General features: G+C 36.4%; 17 protein-coding genes. All 17 read right to left on the bottom strand.

Annotated elements, in window-relative coordinates; genetic code table 11:
• Positions 1 to 95: 95 nt before the first annotated feature.
• Positions 96 to 350 carry a DUF1294 domain-containing protein gene (locus BM057_RS02905; protein WP_092091359.1) on the bottom strand — a complete coding sequence of 85 codons (255 nt, stop codon included), beginning with the start codon at positions 348 to 350 and terminating at the stop codon, positions 96 to 98.
• A gap of 5 nt (positions 351 to 355) precedes the next feature.
• Complete coding sequence (gene pepT / locus BM057_RS02900) at positions 356 to 1,603, bottom strand: peptidase T (RefSeq protein WP_092091357.1); 1,248 nt, start codon at positions 1,601 to 1,603, stop codon at positions 356 to 358.
• A gap of 134 nt (positions 1,604 to 1,737) precedes the next feature.
• Positions 1,738 to 2,859 carry a Nif3-like dinuclear metal center hexameric protein gene (locus BM057_RS02895; RefSeq protein ID WP_092091355.1) on the bottom strand — a complete coding sequence of 374 codons (1,122 nt, stop codon included), beginning with the start codon at positions 2,857 to 2,859 and terminating at the stop codon, positions 1,738 to 1,740.
• A complete protein-coding gene (locus BM057_RS02890; RefSeq protein WP_092091353.1) occupies positions 2,856 to 3,563 on the bottom strand; it encodes a tRNA (adenine(22)-N(1))-methyltransferase in 708 nt (235 codons plus the stop codon). Before BM057_RS02890 ends, BM057_RS02895 begins: the two co-directional genes overlap by 4 nt.
• A gap of 23 nt (positions 3,564 to 3,586) precedes the next feature.
• On the bottom strand, positions 3,587 to 4,054 hold the full coding sequence (locus tag BM057_RS02885) for a hypothetical protein (RefSeq protein ID WP_092091351.1): 468 nt from the start codon (positions 4,052 to 4,054) through the stop codon (positions 3,587 to 3,589).
• A 498-nt stretch (positions 4,055 to 4,552) separates the two neighbouring features.
• Entirely contained in the window at positions 4,553 to 5,668 is a 1,116-nt protein-coding gene (rpoD, locus tag BM057_RS02880; protein ID WP_047389905.1) for an RNA polymerase sigma factor RpoD, read from the bottom strand.
• Positions 5,669 to 5,716: 48 nt separating this feature from the next.
• Positions 5,717 to 7,594 carry a DNA primase gene (dnaG, locus tag BM057_RS02875; RefSeq protein WP_092091349.1) on the bottom strand — a complete coding sequence of 626 codons (1,878 nt, stop codon included), beginning with the start codon at positions 7,592 to 7,594 and terminating at the stop codon, positions 5,717 to 5,719.
• Between the two features lie 425 nt (positions 7,595 to 8,019).
• On the bottom strand, positions 8,020 to 8,439 hold the full coding sequence (locus tag BM057_RS02870) for a UPF0236 family transposase-like protein (RefSeq protein WP_177186155.1): 420 nt from the start codon (positions 8,437 to 8,439) through the stop codon (positions 8,020 to 8,022).
• A 386-nt stretch (positions 8,440 to 8,825) separates the two neighbouring features.
• A complete protein-coding gene (locus BM057_RS02865) occupies positions 8,826 to 9,395 on the bottom strand; it encodes a hypothetical protein (RefSeq protein ID WP_092091345.1) in 570 nt (189 codons plus the stop codon).
• 89 nt (positions 9,396 to 9,484) lie between these two features.
• Entirely contained in the window at positions 9,485 to 10,003 is a 519-nt protein-coding gene (locus BM057_RS02860; RefSeq protein ID WP_092091343.1) for a transcription repressor NadR, read from the bottom strand.
• A 62-nt stretch (positions 10,004 to 10,065) separates the two neighbouring features.
• Positions 10,066 to 10,437: a DUF488 domain-containing protein gene (locus BM057_RS02855; protein ID WP_245741780.1), complete on the bottom strand. Its 372-nt coding sequence runs from the start codon at positions 10,435 to 10,437 to the stop codon at positions 10,066 to 10,068.
• Positions 10,438 to 10,654: 217 nt separating this feature from the next.
• Complete coding sequence (glyS, locus tag BM057_RS02850; RefSeq protein WP_092091341.1) at positions 10,655 to 12,742, bottom strand: glycine--tRNA ligase subunit beta; 2,088 nt, start codon at positions 12,740 to 12,742, stop codon at positions 10,655 to 10,657.
• Position 12,743: 1 nt separating this feature from the next.
• The gene (glyQ, locus tag BM057_RS02845) at positions 12,744 to 13,655 is read right to left on the bottom strand and encodes a glycine--tRNA ligase subunit alpha (RefSeq protein WP_047389912.1); all 912 of its coding nucleotides are present in this window, start codon (positions 13,653 to 13,655) and stop codon (positions 12,744 to 12,746) included.
• An 809-nt stretch (positions 13,656 to 14,464) separates the two neighbouring features.
• A complete protein-coding gene (locus BM057_RS02840; protein ID WP_092091339.1) occupies positions 14,465 to 14,776 on the bottom strand; it encodes a hypothetical protein in 312 nt (103 codons plus the stop codon).
• A 394-nt stretch (positions 14,777 to 15,170) separates the two neighbouring features.
• Positions 15,171 to 16,271 (bottom strand): hypothetical protein, encoded by a 1,101-nt coding sequence (locus BM057_RS02835; RefSeq protein WP_143074468.1) that lies wholly within the window; start codon positions 16,269 to 16,271, stop codon positions 15,171 to 15,173.
• Positions 16,272 to 16,874: 603 nt separating this feature from the next.
• Complete coding sequence (locus BM057_RS02830; RefSeq protein ID WP_092091335.1) at positions 16,875 to 17,162, bottom strand: hypothetical protein; 288 nt, start codon at positions 17,160 to 17,162, stop codon at positions 16,875 to 16,877.
• Positions 17,140 to 19,188: an AAA family ATPase gene (locus BM057_RS02825; RefSeq protein ID WP_092091333.1), complete on the bottom strand. Its 2,049-nt coding sequence runs from the start codon at positions 19,186 to 19,188 to the stop codon at positions 17,140 to 17,142. Before BM057_RS02825 ends, BM057_RS02830 begins: the two co-directional genes overlap by 23 nt.
• Between the last annotated feature and the right edge of the window lie 20 nt (positions 19,189 to 19,208).

The raw sequence follows: 19,208 nt of genomic DNA, 5'->3' as shown, positions 1-19,208 counted from the left end.
CCTTCTAAAAGAAGAGCTGAATGAGCAAAAAAGCCTTGGCCTGAAAAGAAACTTGATCAGGCTAAGACTTCCTTATAAGAAAGAGGTTAACTTTTTTATTTATTCGTTATCAAAAGAATGACAAGCAAGAAACAGCCTATCCAAAAAGAAAAGTGAAATATTTTCTTTCGTGTTTTATGGTGAAACAACTTCATGGCCAATAGCCCACCGAAGCCGCCGCCAGCTATTCCTGCTCCCAAAAGATACTTTTCAGGAATCCGCCATGCTCCTTTTCTAGCTCTTTTTTTATCACTGCCCATTAAACAAAAAAGCAATACATTGATAAAAAGTGCATAACTTACTTGCAGCATCAGAATTATCCTTCTTTTTCAGCATTTAAACGTGCAATTTCGACAATAACCGCTGTTGCTTTTTCCATACTTTCAACAGCTACAAACTCGTACCGTCCATGGAAGTTTTCTCCGCCGGCAAAAATATTCGGCGTAGGCAGACCCATAAATGAAATTTTTGATCCATCTGTACCGCCGCGGATAGGTTCAATGATTGGCTTGATCGCCAAGTTTTCCATTGCCTCTTTGGCTATGTTTATTGGACGCATATCTTTTTCAATGATTTCGCCCATATTATAATATTGATCTTTCAATATCACTTTAACGCGTTCTTCTCCAAGTTCCTTATTCATTTTTTCAGCGATCGATAACATTTTTTCCTTGCGTGCTTCAAATGTATCACGGTCATGATCGCGAATAATATAGGACATTTTAGCTTCCTCTACTTCTCCGCTTAAGCCTAGCAAATGATAGAAACCTTCTCTGCCTTCCGTTTTTTCCGGAACTTCGCCTTCAGGTAATTGTCCATCGAATTGCATGGCTAAGGACAAAGCATTTACCATAGTATTTTTGGCCGTTCCAGGATGAACATTTTTCCCTTGAATGAAAATATTTGCTGAAGCTGCATTAAAACTTTCATATTCAAGCTCTCCTACAGGTCCTCCGTCCATTGTATATGCATAGTCTGCGGCAAATTCTTTTACATCAAAAAGATCAGCACCGATCCCGATTTCTTCATCTGGTCCGAAACCAACTCGAATGTCACCATGAGGAATAGTTTGGTCTTTTAAAAGGATTTCCATCGCTGTCATGATTTCTGCAATACCTGCTTTATCATCGGCTCCCAACAAAGTTGTTCCATCAGTTGTAATCAATGTTTGACCGATATATTGCTTCAAATTGGGAAAATCAGTTGGAGATAAAATGACCGAACCATCTTTATTCAAAGAAATATCAGAGCCGTCATAATTTTCATGAAATTGCGGCTGAACATTTTCAGCATTGAAATCAGCTGTATCCATATGAGAAATAAAACCGATTGTAGGCACTTTTTTATCGGTATTGCTAGGAAGCGTTGCGGTCACATATCCATTCGTTGTATTATAATGAATATCTTTTAAACCAATTTCTTCCAGTTCTTTCATCAGCGATTTAGCAAAGTCTACTTGACTTTGTGTTGATGGAACGGTGGTGCTTGTCTCATCTGAACGTGTTTCTGTTTTGACATAACGGACAAAACGAGGGACTAAATTTTGGTATTTACTTTCTGACATTTTCTACTCTTCCTTCCATTATCTTGAATAAATGCATAGTTTTTCTATCATTTTTTTCCAATCATTTTACTAAGCGAATAAATATTAAATGAATTTATTTTTTTTGAAACGGTCATCATCTAATGAAAAATTGGTTATGAAAACCGGAAAGGATCTGTATTTAGTTCAGATGAAACGATATCCAGATGCCAATTGTTTTCCGTACACCATTGTTCAAATAACTCTTTCAGTTTTGGCTTACAAATCTGTTCAATATGATGTCCTGGGTCGATTACTGACAACCCATCCGCCAGCATATCATGTCCGGTATGATAATAAACATCCCCTGTAATATAGACATCTGCACCTTTCTTTAAGGCATCTTGATAAAACTTTCCACCGTCGCCTCCGCAAACAGCAACACGTTGAATCAGTTTATCTGGATTTGTTGTGATGTAACGCAAACCCGATACGCCAAACGTTTCCTTTAGTTGTGTCACAAAATCTTGCAGTTTTATTGGTTCCGCTAAGTCCCCAACTCTTCCTAGTCCGAACTCTTCAGACAAGTTTTCAATTGTATATACGTCATAAACGGGCACTTCGTATGGATGAGCTTCAAGCAAAGCATGAACGACTTTTGGCAAATCTTGCTCAGAAACGGCGAATTCTATTTTAACTTCATGTGTTTCTTCACTTTTTCCGATGTCACCGATCGTTGGGTGAGCTCCTTCTACAGGTTTGAATCTTCCTATTCCTTCCAGCGTATAGCTGCAATCTTTGTATGTTGATCCCATATTTCCTGCGCCTGCCTGAGTCAAAGCTTCTCGTACTTCTGTTTCATTTTCTTTAGGAACCATCACAGCTAGTTTTTTATAAGGACGGCTTTTCGTCACTGTCATCGTTTCTGCATGGTGCAAATCGATAAGATCTGCTAGCCAATCATTCATACCTCCAGGAGCAACGTCTAGGTTCGTATGCGCTGCATAAACAGCGATGTCATGCTTAATAAGCTCAAAATACATTTCATTCTGAGGATCATCACTGATTAAGTTTTTTGCTGGTTTAAACATTGGCGGATGATGAGCAAAAATAAAATCAATCTGCTTTTCAATGGCTTCTTGAACGACTTCTGGTCTAACGTCTAACGTAACCATGACCCGTTGGATCGGTTTATTTAACGTACCGATCGCTAAACCGATCGGGTCTCCTGTTTCTGCTAATGTTGGAGGTGCAAATTGTTCAAAACGTTCAATCAAATCATAACCAGTCACATTCATTTCTTCAACAACTCCTTGATTTCAGAAATTTGGATATTAAATGAAACAATTTTTTCTGATTGAGGAATAGCCGCTTTTTTTAGATTTTCAACGACTTGTTCCCTTTTTTTGAGTTCTTTCTCCCATTTTTTCCTAAAAATAGGATCTTGTTGTTCTTTTAAAAAAAAGCCATACGTTAAATCTTTTTCTGTCACCGCGATAGGCAACGCTTCTTCTTTTTCTGCTACAATGATCTCGTAAAATTTTCCTTTTTCTTCAAGAATTTCTTCCGCTGTTACAGCATATTGATTTTCAACCAGCCATTTTCGCAAAATGTATTCATCGACGTTCGGCTGCAAGATCAAACGTTCTTGCCCATTAAGTTTCTTTTGCTGTGTAGCTCTTTCTAAGATCGATGCGATCAAATGGCCGCCCATTCCGCAAATCGTGATCACTGTTAGTTGGTCCTCTTCAGAAACGACATCTAATCCATCACCCAATCTTACTTGAATGTTTTCTTTCAAGTTTAAGCTTTCTACTTGTTTTTTAGCCGATTGAAACGGACCGGGAACCACTTCACCTGCTACAGCAAAAGAAATAACATGGTCTAGGACTAAAGCGCAGGGCAAATAGGCGTGATCTGAACCAATATCAGCTAAACGATCTCCTGGCCGAACATAAGCAGCTGCACGAGCCAAACGCTTTGAAAGGTGTTTTTCATCCATCTTTTTTTCTCCTTCTCACCGTTTTATTTGATTGCAGCTTCAAAAAAACCTTCATCCATTAAGTAACCTTCTGCTGCCTCTTTTGTTTTAAAAACAGTTTCGATTTGATTGTTTTCTAAAACAATCAGCCACATTGGATTATCATATCGCAAAAAAAGTTTTTCTCCTTTTTCACTGATCCAAAGCTCTTGATAACCCTCTTCATATCCATCTTTTGTTTTTCTTAAATGAGCAATTGCTTTATCAACTAACTGTTTGATTTCTTCTGCTGAAGCTTCCCTCACTGATACATAACCGTCTTTCGTTTCTTCTTTCGGCAAGTAACCAGCATAAACAAAAGCATTTCCATTTGGGTGTAAGTACCGAACGACGATTGTTTTTTCAACAGCACTTTCATCGAAATGATAATTGATACGTTGTAACGATACGGGCACAGCTCTTAATTCAGAGAATCCATCAAATACAGCTTTCTTTTCTTCAAATGTTAACATTATTCTCTCCTTTCAAAACGTTCTATTTTATTATAACAGTTTTTGGCTTGCTTGAAATCTTTCTCAGACTAAAAAGCTGATTTCTATATTTTTTTCCTGCTCATTTATAACTTTTCATCTTCGGTTCTACAAGATTTAAAGTTGGCTAGCAAACAATCAATTCTTTTTCATGCTAAGGTCTTTAGAAACAGCTGTCTAGAAATTTCATGAGGCGTATAGGGCTACTGATAGCCATGAAAAAAGATGTAATGTGAATGAACTTAGTGTTAGGCTTTAGCCGTTACACTAAGTTTGAAACTTACAAACCTTGAGATACGGCTTTGGCTCAAGGCGTTCTCATGAGTTTCCATCAGTAGCAACACCGCTCAGATTAAATTTCATTACCAACGTTAGAAGATGAAGAACTCATATTCAATAACAAAAAGCCGAAACAAGGGGAATTGTTTCGGCTTTTTGATCTTTATCTCAACATTATTTTAATGGGAAAGCTTTGACTATTTATTCTAAAAAGTCTTTTAATTGTTTTGATCTGCTTGGATGACGTAATTTCCGCAAAGCTTTTGCTTCGATTTGACGAATCCGTTCGCGTGTAACGCCAAACACTTTTCCAACTTCTTCTAAAGTGCGTGTCCGTCCATCATCAAGACCGAAACGCAAACGCAGAACGTTTTCTTCACGGTCTGTCAATGTATCCAACACATCTTCCAATTGTTCTTTCAGCAATTCATAGGCAGCATTATCAGCTGGACTCGTTGCTTCATGATCTTCAATAAAGTCCCCAAGATGAGAATCATCTTCTTCGCCGATCGGTGTTTCTAAAGAAACCGGCTCTTGAGAAATTTTTAAAATTTCACGTACTTTTTCTGTCGGCAAGTCCATTTCTGCTCCAATTTCTTCTGGTGTCGGTTCTCTACCTAAGTCTTGCAGCAACTGACGTTGAATCCGGACGAGTTTATTAATGGTTTCTACCATGTGAACCGGTATACGAATCGTTCTTGCTTGGTCAGCAATGGCACGAGTGATGGCTTGACGAATCCACCAAGTAGCATAAGTTGAAAACTTAAAACCTTTTTTATAATCGAATTTTTCAACAGCTTTCATTAAGCCCATATTCCCTTCTTGGATAAGATCCAAGAACTGCATGCCTCGACCGACATAACGTTTAGCGATACTAACCACCAAACGTAAATTAGCCTCAGCTAAGCGTTGTTTAGCCTCTTGGCTGCCTTCTTCGATTTGATGTGCAAGTTGAACTTCTTCTTCTGCAGTTAATAAATCGACTCTTCCGATTTCTTTAAGATACATGCGAACAGGGTCATTGATTTTAACACCTGGAGGAGCTGTCAAATCTTCTGGCTTTTCAACTTTTTCTTCTTTTTCTTCTCTTTCCATCTGTTTAGCAGTTGGGTCGCCATCGTCTCCAACAACACCAATACCTGCATCTTCTACTTCTTGGATCAGACTATCCATTTGATCAGCATCTAACGCATAGGGCGTTGCAATTTGTTTTGTTAATTCATCATAATTGACGGTACCCTTTTGTTTATAATCTTGAATTAGCTGTTTAACGGCTGTTTCATATGATGATGCTTCTTGTGTTTGTTTGTTAGCCATAAAAATGCCTCCCCTTTTCTTTCAACTACTTAAACCTTTTTATCATTCTTACACTGGTTTTGTTTTCAACTCGCGCGAGAGCTCTACGATTTCAGCCATCAATGAACGAAGCTGCTCTTGATCGCCATGATGGGATGCTTCTTTTATCGCCTGTTGTTTCTCTTTAATTTTTTCTTCTAACACAGACTTGCGAGAAATAACATCCATACAATCTTGAATTTCTCGAATAGAAAAATCTTCACTCATGGTCATCAATTCGATTTCCACTAAGATGTTCTTCAAGTCCGGTTCTTTAACAAAGTCAATAAATGCATCCATCGTACCTTGATGATCCGTTTGCTCTAAAAAGCTTTCGTATAATAGATACAGCATTTGATACTCGTCATGAACAAAATGAAAGATGTCCGAAAAGTTTTTCACTTCAAGTCGGGCTTCATCAAAATGAAACACACGATTTAATAATTGCCGTTCTGTTCTTTCAACAGACGAAAGCTTTCTGCGTTGTTGTTGAACTTGCGGAAAAAATATTTCTTTACGAGGCTCAACCTTTTTCTCTTGATGTCTTCTATCTGACTGACTTTTTCGGGAATGAAAGATTTGCTGGAACTGTTCTTCCAGAGCGGCCAAAGAAAGATCAAACTCCTCAGAAAGTTGTTTAAAATAGTGTTCTCTTTCAATGGCAGAAGGGACATTCAGCATTTCTGTCAAAATCTTATCAATATAATTGAGCCGCTCGTTTTCATTATTTAAATGAATGTTTCGACGATAATATTGCATGATAAAATTAAAGTGTGTTGCTCTGCCATGACGAATCAGTTCATTAAAAGATGCTTCACCCTTTTTCTTAATGAACTCATCTGGATCCATTCCGTCGGCAAATTGAACAATTTCAATATCAAAATGGGTCTCTTCGGCAAAAGTATCTGCTGCACGTTTTGTCGCTTCTATACCAGCTTGGTCTCCATCATAAGCGATGACGACTTTATCTACCACCTTGTCTAACAAATGAATATGCTCGTTTGTCAAACTTGTTCCCATCGAAGCGACGCCATGTTGAACACCTGCTTGGTAAGCTGCGATCACATCCATAAAACCTTCAAATAAAATGACCTCAGATTCTTTTCGAATCGTTGGACGAGCGCGATGAAAATTAAACAATACTCTCCTTTTATTGAATAAATAAGTTTCAGGGCTATTCAAATATTTAGGTTCATGTCGTCCAGTAGAAAGCTCTGGTTGTTCTTCAAACAATCTTCCTGAAAAAGCAATGATTTTTCCTTGATGATCTTCTATCGGGAACAAGATCCGGCCATGAAAACGATCTTGCAGTTCACCGCTCTCTCTTTTAATGAATAATCCAGATTCTTCCAGTTGTTCATCTGTATAGCCTTTCCCCTGAAGATACTGAACCAAAACTGTTCTCTCTTTAGGCGCAAAGCCAATGCTGAAGGCTTCAATCGTTTCTTTTGATAAGCCTCTATTTTGCAAATAGCTTAAAGCTGCTTCACCTGTCTGTGTGTTCATTAAGATGTGTTGGAATAGTTCAGCACTTTCTTCATGGAGTTTCAACAATGTTGCTTTTTTTGTGTCTTTTTCTGTACCGGCCCCTTGTTGAAGCTGAGTAAAACGACTGTCGATTGGTATATCACTTAATTCAGCTGTTTTAATAACTGCTTCTGGAAAAGATAAACCTTCTATCTCCATTAGAAAAGAATAGACATTTCCACCACGTCCGCAACTAAAACAATGGAAGATTTGTTTTTCTTCCGTGACGGAAAATGAAGGCGTTCGCTCATCATGAAAAGGACAGAAACCAAATAGGTTTTTACCGCTTTTTTTCAGCTGCACATATTGACTGACAACATCTGCAATATTGGTACGTTCGCGGATCTCATTAACGGTTTCTTCCGGAATTCTAACGGCCAAATTGGTCACCTCACTACATCATTCAGACCAAAAGTATCTAAGAGTCGCACTCAAAAATAAAGTGCGACTCGGTTTTCATTTACTATTTATCTACACAAAAGTACATAGTGTATTATAGCATGAGACTATGATAAAGACAAACTTTAGCGCCAAACTGATAGTGTCAATTAATTGTTGGAAAAAAGTTTTCGCACTTATGCCGACAATGTTTTCTATTTTTGATTCTTTTTTATTTTTTTAAAGCAAGCATTGATACATGCAGGGCAGACACTTCGCTTTCCGCGGGCGAACCGCGAGCCTCCTCGAACGGCACTGCGTTTCGTTCTGTGGGGTCTCACTTGGTCCGCTGTTCCCGCAGTAGTCTACATGTCGTGCACCTGCTTATTTAGAGAGGCTATTTTAATGAGTGCCACGAAAAATCACCTCTAATCCAGTTCTTTATGCGCCACATTCATAACGGTTGACCTGCTAGAAGTCCCGCTATGCAGGAAGCTGTCGATCGTTTTTTGATACGATACATCTTTCGCTTTTTCCAGAAGAGCTGCCTTGAACCCCAGATCCATACGAGTATGAGGCGCCAGTTTCAAAACACCATCCAGCAGATAGGCGAAGGTTCGATTTTCTTTATGATAATAATGGCGGGCCAAACGGATATCGCCTAAAGTTGTAGAAATTACTTTTTCATCTGCTTTCCTTTGTACATGCCAATCATTCTTGCGCTGTGTACTTTCATTGATCGTCTCATCTAAAAGAGAAAACAAGTCTTCTGCCAGTTCTACACCTGATTTTCTTATCAACTCTTGGATATCGAAAATAACATCATTAAAAGCTGATTCTCCTGACACCGCTTGATCAAAATAAGTTTCATTTCTTTCGTGATTGTTTCCATCATTTCTTGTATAATAGACATAAGGGCAGCTCCTTCTTGATGGGTTTGGGTTAACATCATCATAACATAAGGAGCTGTCCCTTTTTTGGGTTCTACAATATTTAACGTTGGTCTGTAAAAAATCAATTTTTTTAATGCTAAGCTCGTTAGAATCCTATTTCTAGAAATTTCAGTAGCCCATCGATCGGAGGAAATTTCTTTACCAACGTTAAAAGAGAAAGAACCTTTTTTTGTACTTTCCAACAATAATTTTACACTAACCATCAAACTGACAAAAAAGAACCCGTTTCAAAGAAAAAGGTTCTAAATCGTATTTTCGCAAAAAATAGGGTGCGTTAAAAGCTAATCAAAGAGAATACGATCTCTTTTTTCTTTTACATTTTTCTTTAAGGATTCCCAAAGCACTTGAGAGATAAAAAAATCAACCATGCTGTGAATGATTGTTCCCACTCCCACTAGAATGAAAACAGTCGTAAGGAAGCCTTTTGCATAATAAGCAGATGTCATCTCGCCGCCAAAGTAAAACAGAGAGACTACAGCTACTTCTCCAATTGCATGAACCACTCCGATCAACAGCGCGAAAAGAAAAGAAGTTTTTTTATTTTCTATCCATTGCGGCTTTTTTTCGAGCATCCATCCGCCAAGAAAAGCGAATGCCGCATGTGTGAAAGCTCGTAGCACAATAATAAGCGGAAAACCGCCGATAAAAAAACCGGCAGTTGTTCCTAACGCGACAGCCAATCCTACAGTAGGAGAAATAAACATACCAATAAATATTGGGACATGACTAGCTAGTGTAAAGGAAGCCGGTTCTAAAATAATTTTCAACGGAGAAAGAACTGGAATCAACAGGCCAATAGCAATTAAAACAGCCGATAAAGTCACTTGTTGGGTAGATCGTCTTACTTTCATATTGCACACCTCATAAACTATTATTTACAGGTGTCTTGACACCTGTAAATAATAGTTTAAAGAGAATGAAAAAATAAGTCAAGAAACTTTTACTCTTGATATAAAATGTTTCTTTGTTTTAAAGCCGATTTGATTCGTTCAAAAGACAACTGGTCCTCACACGCTATGGTATGCAAGTGGATTCCTTTTGTTAATTCAGATAATAATCCAGCTTTTGTTTCGGATGTTTTTTTCAAGAAAACATCCGCTTCTGCTTTATTTGAAATATTTAATCTGCCAGTCAATTCTCCATAAAATGGATGGTCTATAATAACATCCATTAGTTCTCCTCCATTTTCAAGAATCGTATAAATTTCTTCTTTTGTTTGATCTAAAGTGTGTTGGCAAACGACTTTTCCAATATAATGATTCCCTGACAGATTCAGTTGTTTCATGTAGCCTTTCGGGGTTGATAAGATATCAATACCTGCCGCTCGAATCAATGCAATATCCCCCACGATTACTTGTCGACTAACCCCAAACTGATTAGCCAGTGTCGAGGCACTAATGGGATGGTTTTCCTTACCTAGTTGTTCCAAGACTTTTTCTCTTCTTTCAGCGGCTTGCATATCCGTTCCTCCTTGTTTCTCATTCTAAGCTGTCATTCCAAATTGATAGAGAGATTTGACGATCAACCCTTCATTTTCTCTTTTACATAATCAATCAAAATGACGACATGATTGTACTCTTTATCTTTAGCTGCATAAACAAACGTAACCGTCTCTTTACTCAATTGCTGTGAAACCTTTTTTATAAAAGCATCTGTTTCCTCGTTTTGATCCAGTTCATCAATATATTCCCGTTTAAATGTATCAAATCTTTCAGGTTTATGATCAAAAGCTTTTCGTATCTTAGTAGAAGGTGTGATTTCTTTATACCATTCATCAATTGCTGCCTTTTCTTTAGCCACTCCTCTAGGCCAGATACGATCTACTAAAATTCGATAGCCGTCGTCTTTTTCCGCTTCTTCATAAACTCTCTTCATCTTTAACTCTTTCTTCATCGTGTTTCTCCTCCACTCCTGATCGTAATTTCAAAAGTTGATTTATTTGCGACTCTATTTGATCGCGATGCTTCAAGTGAATGCTTTAAAAGAAAATCTATTAGAATATTGAAAGAACCCCATTAGAGGAAAAAGCTCTAACGGAGTTCTAATCAAGATACATCATGATAAAGATACAGTATTCAGGGGGGATAAAGTAATGTATCTTGGGTAAATGTTATTTTACCACTAAGTCTTTTACGTTTGCAAAAGATAAGACTAGTTGCGAGATAGCTGCTAACATTGCTAAACGATTAGAGCGAATAGCTGCATCGTCAGCCATTACCATATTTTCATCAAAGAAAGTATCGATCGTTGGCCGCAACGCTGTCAAAGCATGGAATTTTTCTTCTGTAGATAAAGTAGGGAATGCTTCTTCCAATTCTTTAAATTTTTCATATAGTGCCCATTCAGATGGTTTTTCAAACAAATCTGTATGAATTGGTTTTTCTCCTACATTTGCATCCTCTTCATTTGCCTTAATAGCAAGATTTAGAATTCGAGAAACGGATTCTATCGTTGACTTGAACACACTGTCACTGAGATGCTTTTCTAACGTTTGAGCCGTATCGATAATGGTTAAGACATCTTGTTGGGTAGAACCTAAGGCAGCATCCATTGTATCGTAACGTAATTGTTTGTTGCTCAAGAGTTGACGAATACGACCTTTCATAAATCCTAAAATATCTTCTTGGCGCTCTTGATATTTTTCCAAAAGATTTGTATCTGTGCTTGGAAGCGAAGAAATAATCTCTGAAAAGATTGTTCTTAACTGGAACGACCAGTTTTTATCGACGATCATCCGAATCACACCAAATGCTTGGCGACGCAAAGCAAAAGGATCATTTGAACCAGTAGGAATCAAGCCAGCTGCAAACAAACTAAAAATGCTGTCTAACTTGTCAGCAATTGCTAGCACTGTCCCTACAGAAGATTCTGGCAATTCTCCGTCACTTGATGTCGGCATATAATGCTCACGAATAGCTTGTGCAACTGCTGGTTTTTCTCCTTGTAAAAGAGCATATTTTTCGCCCATGATCCCTTGGAGTTCCGGAAACTCATCAACCATGTTGGTAACAAGGTCAAACTTATAAATTTGAGCAGCACGGTCTAGATCAGCCATTTCTTCTGCTGAAAGACCAACTTTTTCTCCAATCACTTGACTGGCTCTTTGCACTCGTTGCATCTTTTCATACATGCTTCCGATTTTTTCATGGAATGTGACTTGTTTCAATCGCTCAACACAACTATTGATGGTTAGATTTTTGTCTTCATTGTAAAAGAACATTGCGTCGTCCAGTCTTGCAACCAACACTTTTTCGTTCCCTTTAGCCACATTTTCAATAAACTGACTATTCCCATTTCGAACTGAAATAAAATAAGGAAGCAGTTGATCTTGTTGATCTTTCACATAGAAATAACGTTGATGGTCACGCATCGAAGTGATGAGCACTTCTTTTGGAATCGTTAGGTATTGTGCATCAAAATTTCCGTAAAAAGCAGTTGGGTATTCGATTAAGTTGGCTACTTCTTCTAAAAGATCTGCATCAATATCAACGACCCAGTTATTTTCAGAAGCAATAGCATGAATTTGTGACACGATCATTTTTTTTCGCTCTGTTTCATCAGCAATAACATATTCGCCTTTAAGCGCTTCTTCATAATTTAAAGCGTGATCGATCGTTACTTCATGTCCAAGGAAGCGGTGTCCTCTGCTTTGGTTTCCAGTTTGAATATCCAGCACACTAAACGGAATAATTTGGTTATCCATCAAAGCTACGATCCAATGAATCGGACGGATATATTTAAATGTATAATCAGCCCAATGCATGCTGACTGGGAAAGTCATTGCTGTAATGACTTCATTTAGCCCTTTCAATACTTCCATAGCTGTTTTTCCTGGAACAAATTTTTCAACGTGCACATACTCCGCGCCTTTAATATCTTTGAAAAAGATATCCTCTGTCGTCATTCCTTGTCCCCTGACAAATCCTTGTGCAGCTTTTGTCCATTCGCCATTCTCATTCATTGCAATCCGTTTAGCCGGTCCTTTAGCGATCACTTTTTCATCTTCTTGCTTATCAGCAACTTCTCTTATCAAAACAGCCAATCTTCTAGGCGTTGAAAAAGCTTGTACTTCTCCAAAAGACAAGTGATTTTTTTGCAAAAAGTCCTTTGTCCTTTCTGCCAATTGCTGTTGGCTTGGCGACACGATATGAGCTGGCATTTCTTCTAGTCCAATTTCTAATAAAATATGATGGGTCACCTTATTTTCCCTCCTCAGCTGTAGTTTCCTTATCTTTTAAAAGAGGGAAACCAAGTTTTTCACGTTCTGCTACAAACGTTTTTGCAAGTGCACGAGCCATATTTCGAATACGTGCTAGGAAACCTGCTCGTTCCGTAACAGAAACAGCTCCGCGAGCATCTAGTAAATTAAACGTATGACTACATTTTAAAACATAATCGTAGGCTGGATGAACTAGACCAGCTGCAATTTGAGCTTTAGCTTCTTTTTCATAGGCATCAAACAACATCAATAGCATATCTTGATTGCTTTGATTGAAGGAATACTCTGAATGTTCATATTCAGGTTGTTTGAAAATATCGCCATATTTGACACCGTTCGTCCATTCAATATCAAATACATTATCTACTTCTTGAATATAGGAAGCTAAGCGTTCTAAACCATAAGTCAGCTCACTTGTTACTGGTTTGCATTCTAAACCGCCCACTTGTTGGAAATACGTAAATTGTGTGACTTCCATTCCATCAAGCCATACTTCCCATCCTAAACCAGCACAACCCATAGAAGGATTTTCCCAGTTATCCTCAACAAAACGAATGTCATGTTCCAAAGCATTGATACCTAAAGCTTTTAAGCTATCTAAATAAAGTTCTTGAATGTTCTCAGGAGAAGGTTTCATAACGACTTGAAATTGATGATGTTGATATAAACGGTTTGGATTTTCACCAAAACGTCCATCTGCAGGTCTTCTCGATGGTTCTACATAAGCTGCATTCCAAGGTTCAGGACCGATAGCTCTTAAAAAGGTATACGGACTCATCGTTCCAGCACCTTTTTCAGTATCATAAGATTGCATCAGCATGCATCCTTGTTCAGACCAGTAATGCTGTAAAGTTTGGATAATTTCTTGAAACGTTAACTGTTTCTTTTCCATAAATGTCACTCCTTATTTCAATGGGCTATGAAAAACGTTGCGAATAGATCAATGGATCAAAAAAGACGCTGGTCTGTCATGTAAGGTTGTCACTTTGACTGCTTACGAAAACAAACAAAAAAAAGCCCCTATGCAGACTAAAAAGCCAGCATAGGGACGATAAATTACCGCGGTTCCACCCTAATTCTGATCACATTTGACCAGCATCTTTTATTAAATTGAGCTCCAGACGCCTTCGATACCCGTTCTGCATTTGGCTTTCACTATCCCAAACTCGCTAGACAGCAACTAAAGTACCTACTCCTTCTTTCATCGCCATTGTTTGATTCGTTATTATCATAGCCTTTAACAGTATCAGCTGTCAATCTTTTCTTTCAGCAAGATAGTGCCAATGAATGGTTGGAAAAAAGTTTTTGCACTTATGCCGACGATGTTTGCTATTTTTACTTTTTTAAAAAGCCATACTATTCGCTGGGTATACATTACGCTTTTGCCATTAACCTTGATTGATACCATAAATCCTTAACAAAATGGTACAAAGCAAGCAGCGCGAGACTTTGCGACGGAATTTTTTTATTTTATACAAAACTACATTTCCTTAATAAGCTTCAGCAATCTCACTTGGTCCACTGTTCCCGCAGGAGTCTGCTTGTCTGATACCTGCTTGGTTAGATAAACTATTTTAATGAATGTCATGAAAAATCAGTGTCTTGATTCACGCCATATAAAGAATAGTTGCACTTCTTCTTATCGTATTTATTGTTTCACAAAACTTAACAACTGCAAAAAAGTATAAGAGGAACTATTTTTTATGTTCTTTGAGGATGGTCGGAAAAATAATTATCTATATAGGTCTTTATTTTTTCAAAATCCTTTTCCATAAATAAAATTGCTGGCACTTCGATGATGGGAAGATTATTTTCATTATCAAAAGCCATAAATGGTTTAGGGACTACCAAATAATCAATTGAGTTTTTGTCCTTAAAATAATTAATTGAAACGTCATAATACTTAGAAAAATACTCTTTCAAATCATCATGATTCCTGATAATTGGTGCAGAAAATATGGATCCATAATTTATCCCAGTGCTGACAGTTAATACAAAGCATATTTTCTTCATCATCCCCTCCTTGATGCAATGAATAGTAAATACAGAGCTTGTTTGGCGAAGCGCTTTCAACTGATTAATTTTATGATATAACAACTACCGATCTTTAGCAATGATGAAACAAAAATAAGTTTCATTTCTTTAGGAATTGTTTCCATCACTTCTTGTATAATAGACATCAGGACAGCGCCTTATTGATATGTTTGTAGTAACATCATCATAATACAAGGAGCTGTCCTTTTTTTGTGTTTTCCAACAATAATTTTTACACTAACTTTCAGCAACCGTTAATGTTAAGAATTTCTGGGCTTTCTTAAAGAATTGCGGCTCTTCTTTCTTGTAAATATTCAGCAAAAATTTCTGTTTTGCTAATTTTTCTTTCATCATAAAAAGCTTCACTTATTTTCTATCTTTCATGGCTAACGGGAAATGGAACAATGTTTTCTTCTGGAATCTTGTTTTGCTGCAAATCCATTACTCTTTTGAGTTCGCAAGGCTTATGCCCTTTACAAAACCAGCACCGGGTATCGTTCGACAGCTTTTTGTAATAAAAACTAAATTTATTCATAAAAGTATTATTTGTTGGGTCCAGTAATCCATCTAGCACCAATTCTGTCGTCACTTCTTTATCAAGGAAACCAACACGGACAAAATTCAATACGTCTGACAAGATTTCTTTTGATTGGTTAGCAGGTATCCATCTTCTGACATACTTTTCCAGCTGATGATATATTACAGTATCTTGCGTTTTCTTATACGCTAGTGGCCAGATTTCTTCCGGTTTTGGCCTATAATAAGGCAGCTCAGATACCTCATTCGATAATCCCAGTGCAGATTCTGAATTAAACTCATCTGCGGCATAAATGAGTCTCCCTTCGCTTACAAAAACCGGTTGGCGCTTATTCGCTCCTCTAACATAATTTTCTAGTTTTTCTATCGTAAACAAATCTTTTGGATGATGTTGATTCCAAATATCAAGCAAATAATCTTTTTCAAAAACACCATATAAATGAACAAAAGCTTCAATGTATTCTGACAATTCGTAGAACTTTTGTTGCTCTGAGAAAGTGTCATCTTCAAAAAAGGTGTCTGCTACAATCCGCTTTAACTCATCCGGTAAAACAAAACACATTTCTTCCCCTATCTCGAACCAATAAATCCATCCTACATCGATCAAAGAGAAAATCGTTTCAAATCCAAAAGCTTCTGAGAGATGGTTGATGTACGGTTTTTGTGTACATTCTAGTAAGAAATAAGCTTGTCTCCTCGTCAAATACAAAAGTTGCCGCTTCATATCTTGTTGGATAGCAGCTTCTAATTGTCTCATTCGTTCTTGCTTTCCTTCTAGTTTTGATCTCTCGATTCCAAAAGTACGTTCAAGTTGTTGCCACATTCTTTCGTCATAGCTTCCTAAACACTCTCTCAATGAGTAAACGGGGCTCTTTTTCAAAGCCAACCTATCCCCCAGTCCGTTAAAGTCTTTCATTATTTCTCTTTCTCTCATCATCTATAGACCTTCTTTCATAGTTAGTGTCTATAATATACGCAAAATATTCTTATCCCTTTTTATTTTTTAAATCGTATCCGCAAATCTTTGCGTTCTTACAGCTGCAGCGTATTGAGACCGCCTGTTTTTGTGTATGAAAAAAGAGAACTGCATGTTAGCAATTCTCTTTTGAGGATATATATAATAGTCTTAACGCTTTGAAAACTGACTAATATTGCGAGCTTTTTAAAACCTGGTTAGGTTTGTCAGAATTCGAATAAGCTTCAAAACATTTTATTATCAACATTTTTAATGCGATTTAGAATAAAAAATTTTATTGACTTTCAAAATATTTGAAGGCAATGGTGTCAACTTTTATAAAATACTGCGAGCCGAAACTATACTTTGAATTTTGTTAGTTTAAGAATAATGCACAATTTATGAAAGTATTCTTGTTTTCTTACTCAAGAAACCTGCTATCGCATTTAAGATGTTTTCGTAACATGTTTTTCGGTCGTTAATTATTCTTAAGACCTTATGGTTTAATGATTTCTAGTGTTGCTTAATGGTAATTGTATCAAGGGATTTTCCTCGTTTGTAAAACTAGAAAAGCACTGTTTTTTTCTAATTTTTTATTGGTGGGAATTGAGATTGAACCTCTTGGCGAATATTCTCTACATTATTTTTAAACTCAACCATCTTTTGAATTATTTGTTGAACGATTTCTTTTTCAATTGGATTCTTAATCTCTTCAAGTTCTTCCAATTGAGGAATTTCAATACTGTCAGTTTCATCTTCATATATTTTATTTAAAATGTATAATAAATCCTCTCTAGACAAAGCTTCTGGTGCGATATGTTTCTCATCAATCAAAAAACTTGATTTTCCATTATTTAGTTCTAAGACTTTCATATATTTCTCCCTTTTTAATATAAGTTGTTATGCCAGCTTCCATTGCTTCAACAAATTTTTCATAGCTATTCTCAGCCATCTCTGAATTAACCGAAATAGTCTGTGATGAAAATTCACCTGTTAAAACAGAGTATTCCTTTGCATCATTTTTGGTTGTCACTACTAGGTAATCAGGTTCTAACAAAGTTCCCAAAGTAGAATTATGAGTAACTACAAATACTGTACTTTCTTTGCTTAGTCCTTTAATTGCTTTAATCAATTCTCCACGTATATAAGCATTATCTAATGACGCTTCTGGTTCATCTACTAAAACTATGGGTTTGTTCTTTGCCTCTTCTAATCTCATCATTAAAGCAAACCCAACAGCTTGTCCCCCAGAAGCAGGCGTTCCATCTGAATCAAGTAGTTCAACTTCTATATGAAGAAAATAATAGGATAGCTGCCCAATTTTAAAGAATCTTTTTTTCTTTAAATTTTTTAAAAAATCGATATACTTTTCATCTTTATAAGGACTAATCAGATCGTGAAGGACTCCTTCTTTTGTTACAATATCACTTCTAAACTCATCTGCGCTTTTAAACGGACTGAGTTTAACAATAATTTGATAACCATGTATATTTTCCCTTTTCAATTCCGTTTCACAGATTATTTTCTTCATAAATCCTTGAATTTCATTTTCAATCTGATATTTTTGAATTATTTTTGAAAATTCACACCCAACTACCGGTGTAATTCCAGTTTTTGACTGAACAAACTGTTTTACAGAATTTATAATATCATTAGCTTTTTCTTGCATGATATTCTTTGTTTGTTTTTCAATGTATATTTCACGCAACTCACTATAAGTTTCAACAAATACACGTTTCTTTATTTCAGGATCATTTACTAAACTCCATAAATCTCGACTGTTAATGAGTTCTTTCAAATTCGTTAAATATTGTTCGATGTTTCTTGTTGTTATATTTTCAAAGTTAGATTCTTTTACCATCTTATATTTTGAAGTGGATTTACTTTCTGTAATATCTTTTGCAAATTTTTTTACACTTTCCAAATACAAATCAATATCTTTTCCATAATCTTCGTCTGCATAGCTCAAGTATTCTTGAATAGCTAAAAACTGAGTTTGATATTTTTCATTCCAAAGCCTTACTGCAACTTGTCCTTGATTTCTCCGTTGCTTTTCAATAAAGTCATCAGCTTTCGCCGTTTCAAATTGCGCAATTTCATAAATATCATCGGACTCATATTGCTTCTTTATAGTCTTTAAAAAATTAGTTTTTCCTGTTCCTCTTTTCCCAACTATTAAATTTAATCCTGTTGAAACCCTATGATTTTGAATATCAATCACATCTTGAAGATAGCTTCTATTAACACCAATTTTTGTCTTATCTGATAAACTATTTTTTATTTCTCGAAACGAACAATTGTCGATTTGCAAATAGGTATTTTTATTTTTCAAAGAATCAATGTCTCTTCTTCGCTCTTCACTGTCATTTTCATCTGCGTGAGCATCGCTAAATAGTACAGGGAACAAACCATCATCCATTCCATGATAAATTTGAAATTTAAGCTGATTAGAAACGCCTCCAACGTAACAGACCTCGTTAAGTTTTTCCGGTACTTTTAACGAATTGCTCTTACCTAATTCAAAAATATAAATTCCATTTTCCCAATTTATCATATTATCACAATAATCATTGATAGATATTTTTCCATTTGTTCCTAAATTCTGCTTCTGAATCCATTCTGAAAAATTAACAAGGTGAGAAATTTCATCTTCTGAAAAAATAATATTAACGTGTCCTTCTTCTAAGCTTAACTCCATTCCAGGGAAAACTTGAGTATCTGGCAAATCTTCTTTAACTCTGTAAAAATTTTCCAAATCAAACAAATCATGATTTGTAATTGCAATTGCGTCTAATTCCGCCTTTTCAACATATTCTTTTATCCAATTAGATGAATATGAAAACGGATAGTCTTTTTCTGTAGCAATAGTATGAATATGAAAATCAATCTTCTTAACCATTTTACAACTCCTATACGTTA

It is taken from the genome of Pisciglobus halotolerans, assembly GCF_900113675.1.
GTDB lineage: Bacteria > Bacillota > Bacilli > Lactobacillales > Carnobacteriaceae > Pisciglobus > Pisciglobus halotolerans.
The sequence above is the reverse complement of the archived record's forward strand: the minus strand, read 5'-3'. Positions and strand labels throughout refer to the sequence as shown.

What these genes read in the sequence shown, in the direction of transcription:
- pepT (WP_092091357.1), bottom strand. Translation starts at nt 1,603, where the DNA reads ATGTCAGAAAGTAAATACCAAAATTTAGTCCCTCGTTTTGTCCGTTAT.
- BM057_RS02855 (WP_245741780.1), bottom strand. Translation starts at nt 10,437, where the DNA reads ATGAAGAAAGAGTTAAAGATGAAGAGAGTTTATGAAGAAGCGGAAAAA.
- BM057_RS02860 (WP_092091343.1), bottom strand. Translation starts at nt 10,003, where the DNA reads ATGCAAGCCGCTGAAAGAAGAGAAAAAGTCTTGGAACAACTAGGTAAG.
- BM057_RS02865 (WP_092091345.1), bottom strand. Translation starts at nt 9,395, where the DNA reads ATGAAAGTAAGACGATCTACCCAACAAGTGACTTTATCGGCTGTTTTA.
- BM057_RS02840 (WP_092091339.1), bottom strand. Translation starts at nt 14,776, where the DNA reads ATGAAGAAAATATGCTTTGTATTAACTGTCAGCACTGGGATAAATTAT.
- rpoD (WP_047389905.1), bottom strand. Translation starts at nt 5,668, where the DNA reads ATGGCTAACAAACAAACACAAGAAGCATCATCATATGAAACAGCCGTT.
- BM057_RS02885 (WP_092091351.1), bottom strand. Translation starts at nt 4,054, where the DNA reads ATGTTAACATTTGAAGAAAAGAAAGCTGTATTTGATGGATTCTCTGAA.
- glyQ (WP_047389912.1), bottom strand. Translation starts at nt 13,655, where the DNA reads ATGGAAAAGAAACAGTTAACGTTTCAAGAAATTATCCAAACTTTACAG.
- BM057_RS02890 (WP_092091353.1), bottom strand. Translation starts at nt 3,563, where the DNA reads ATGGATGAAAAACACCTTTCAAAGCGTTTGGCTCGTGCAGCTGCTTAT.
- BM057_RS02905 (WP_092091359.1), bottom strand. Translation starts at nt 350, where the DNA reads ATGCTGCAAGTAAGTTATGCACTTTTTATCAATGTATTGCTTTTTTGT.
- BM057_RS02825 (WP_092091333.1), bottom strand. Translation starts at nt 19,188, where the DNA reads ATGGTTAAGAAGATTGATTTTCATATTCATACTATTGCTACAGAAAAA.
- BM057_RS02835 (WP_143074468.1), bottom strand. Translation starts at nt 16,271, where the DNA reads ATGATGAGAGAAAGAGAAATAATGAAAGACTTTAACGGACTGGGGGAT.
- BM057_RS02830 (WP_092091335.1), bottom strand. Translation starts at nt 17,162, where the DNA reads ATGAAAGTCTTAGAACTAAATAATGGAAAATCAAGTTTTTTGATTGAT.
- BM057_RS02895 (WP_092091355.1), bottom strand. Translation starts at nt 2,859, where the DNA reads ATGAATGTGACTGGTTATGATTTGATTGAACGTTTTGAACAATTTGCA.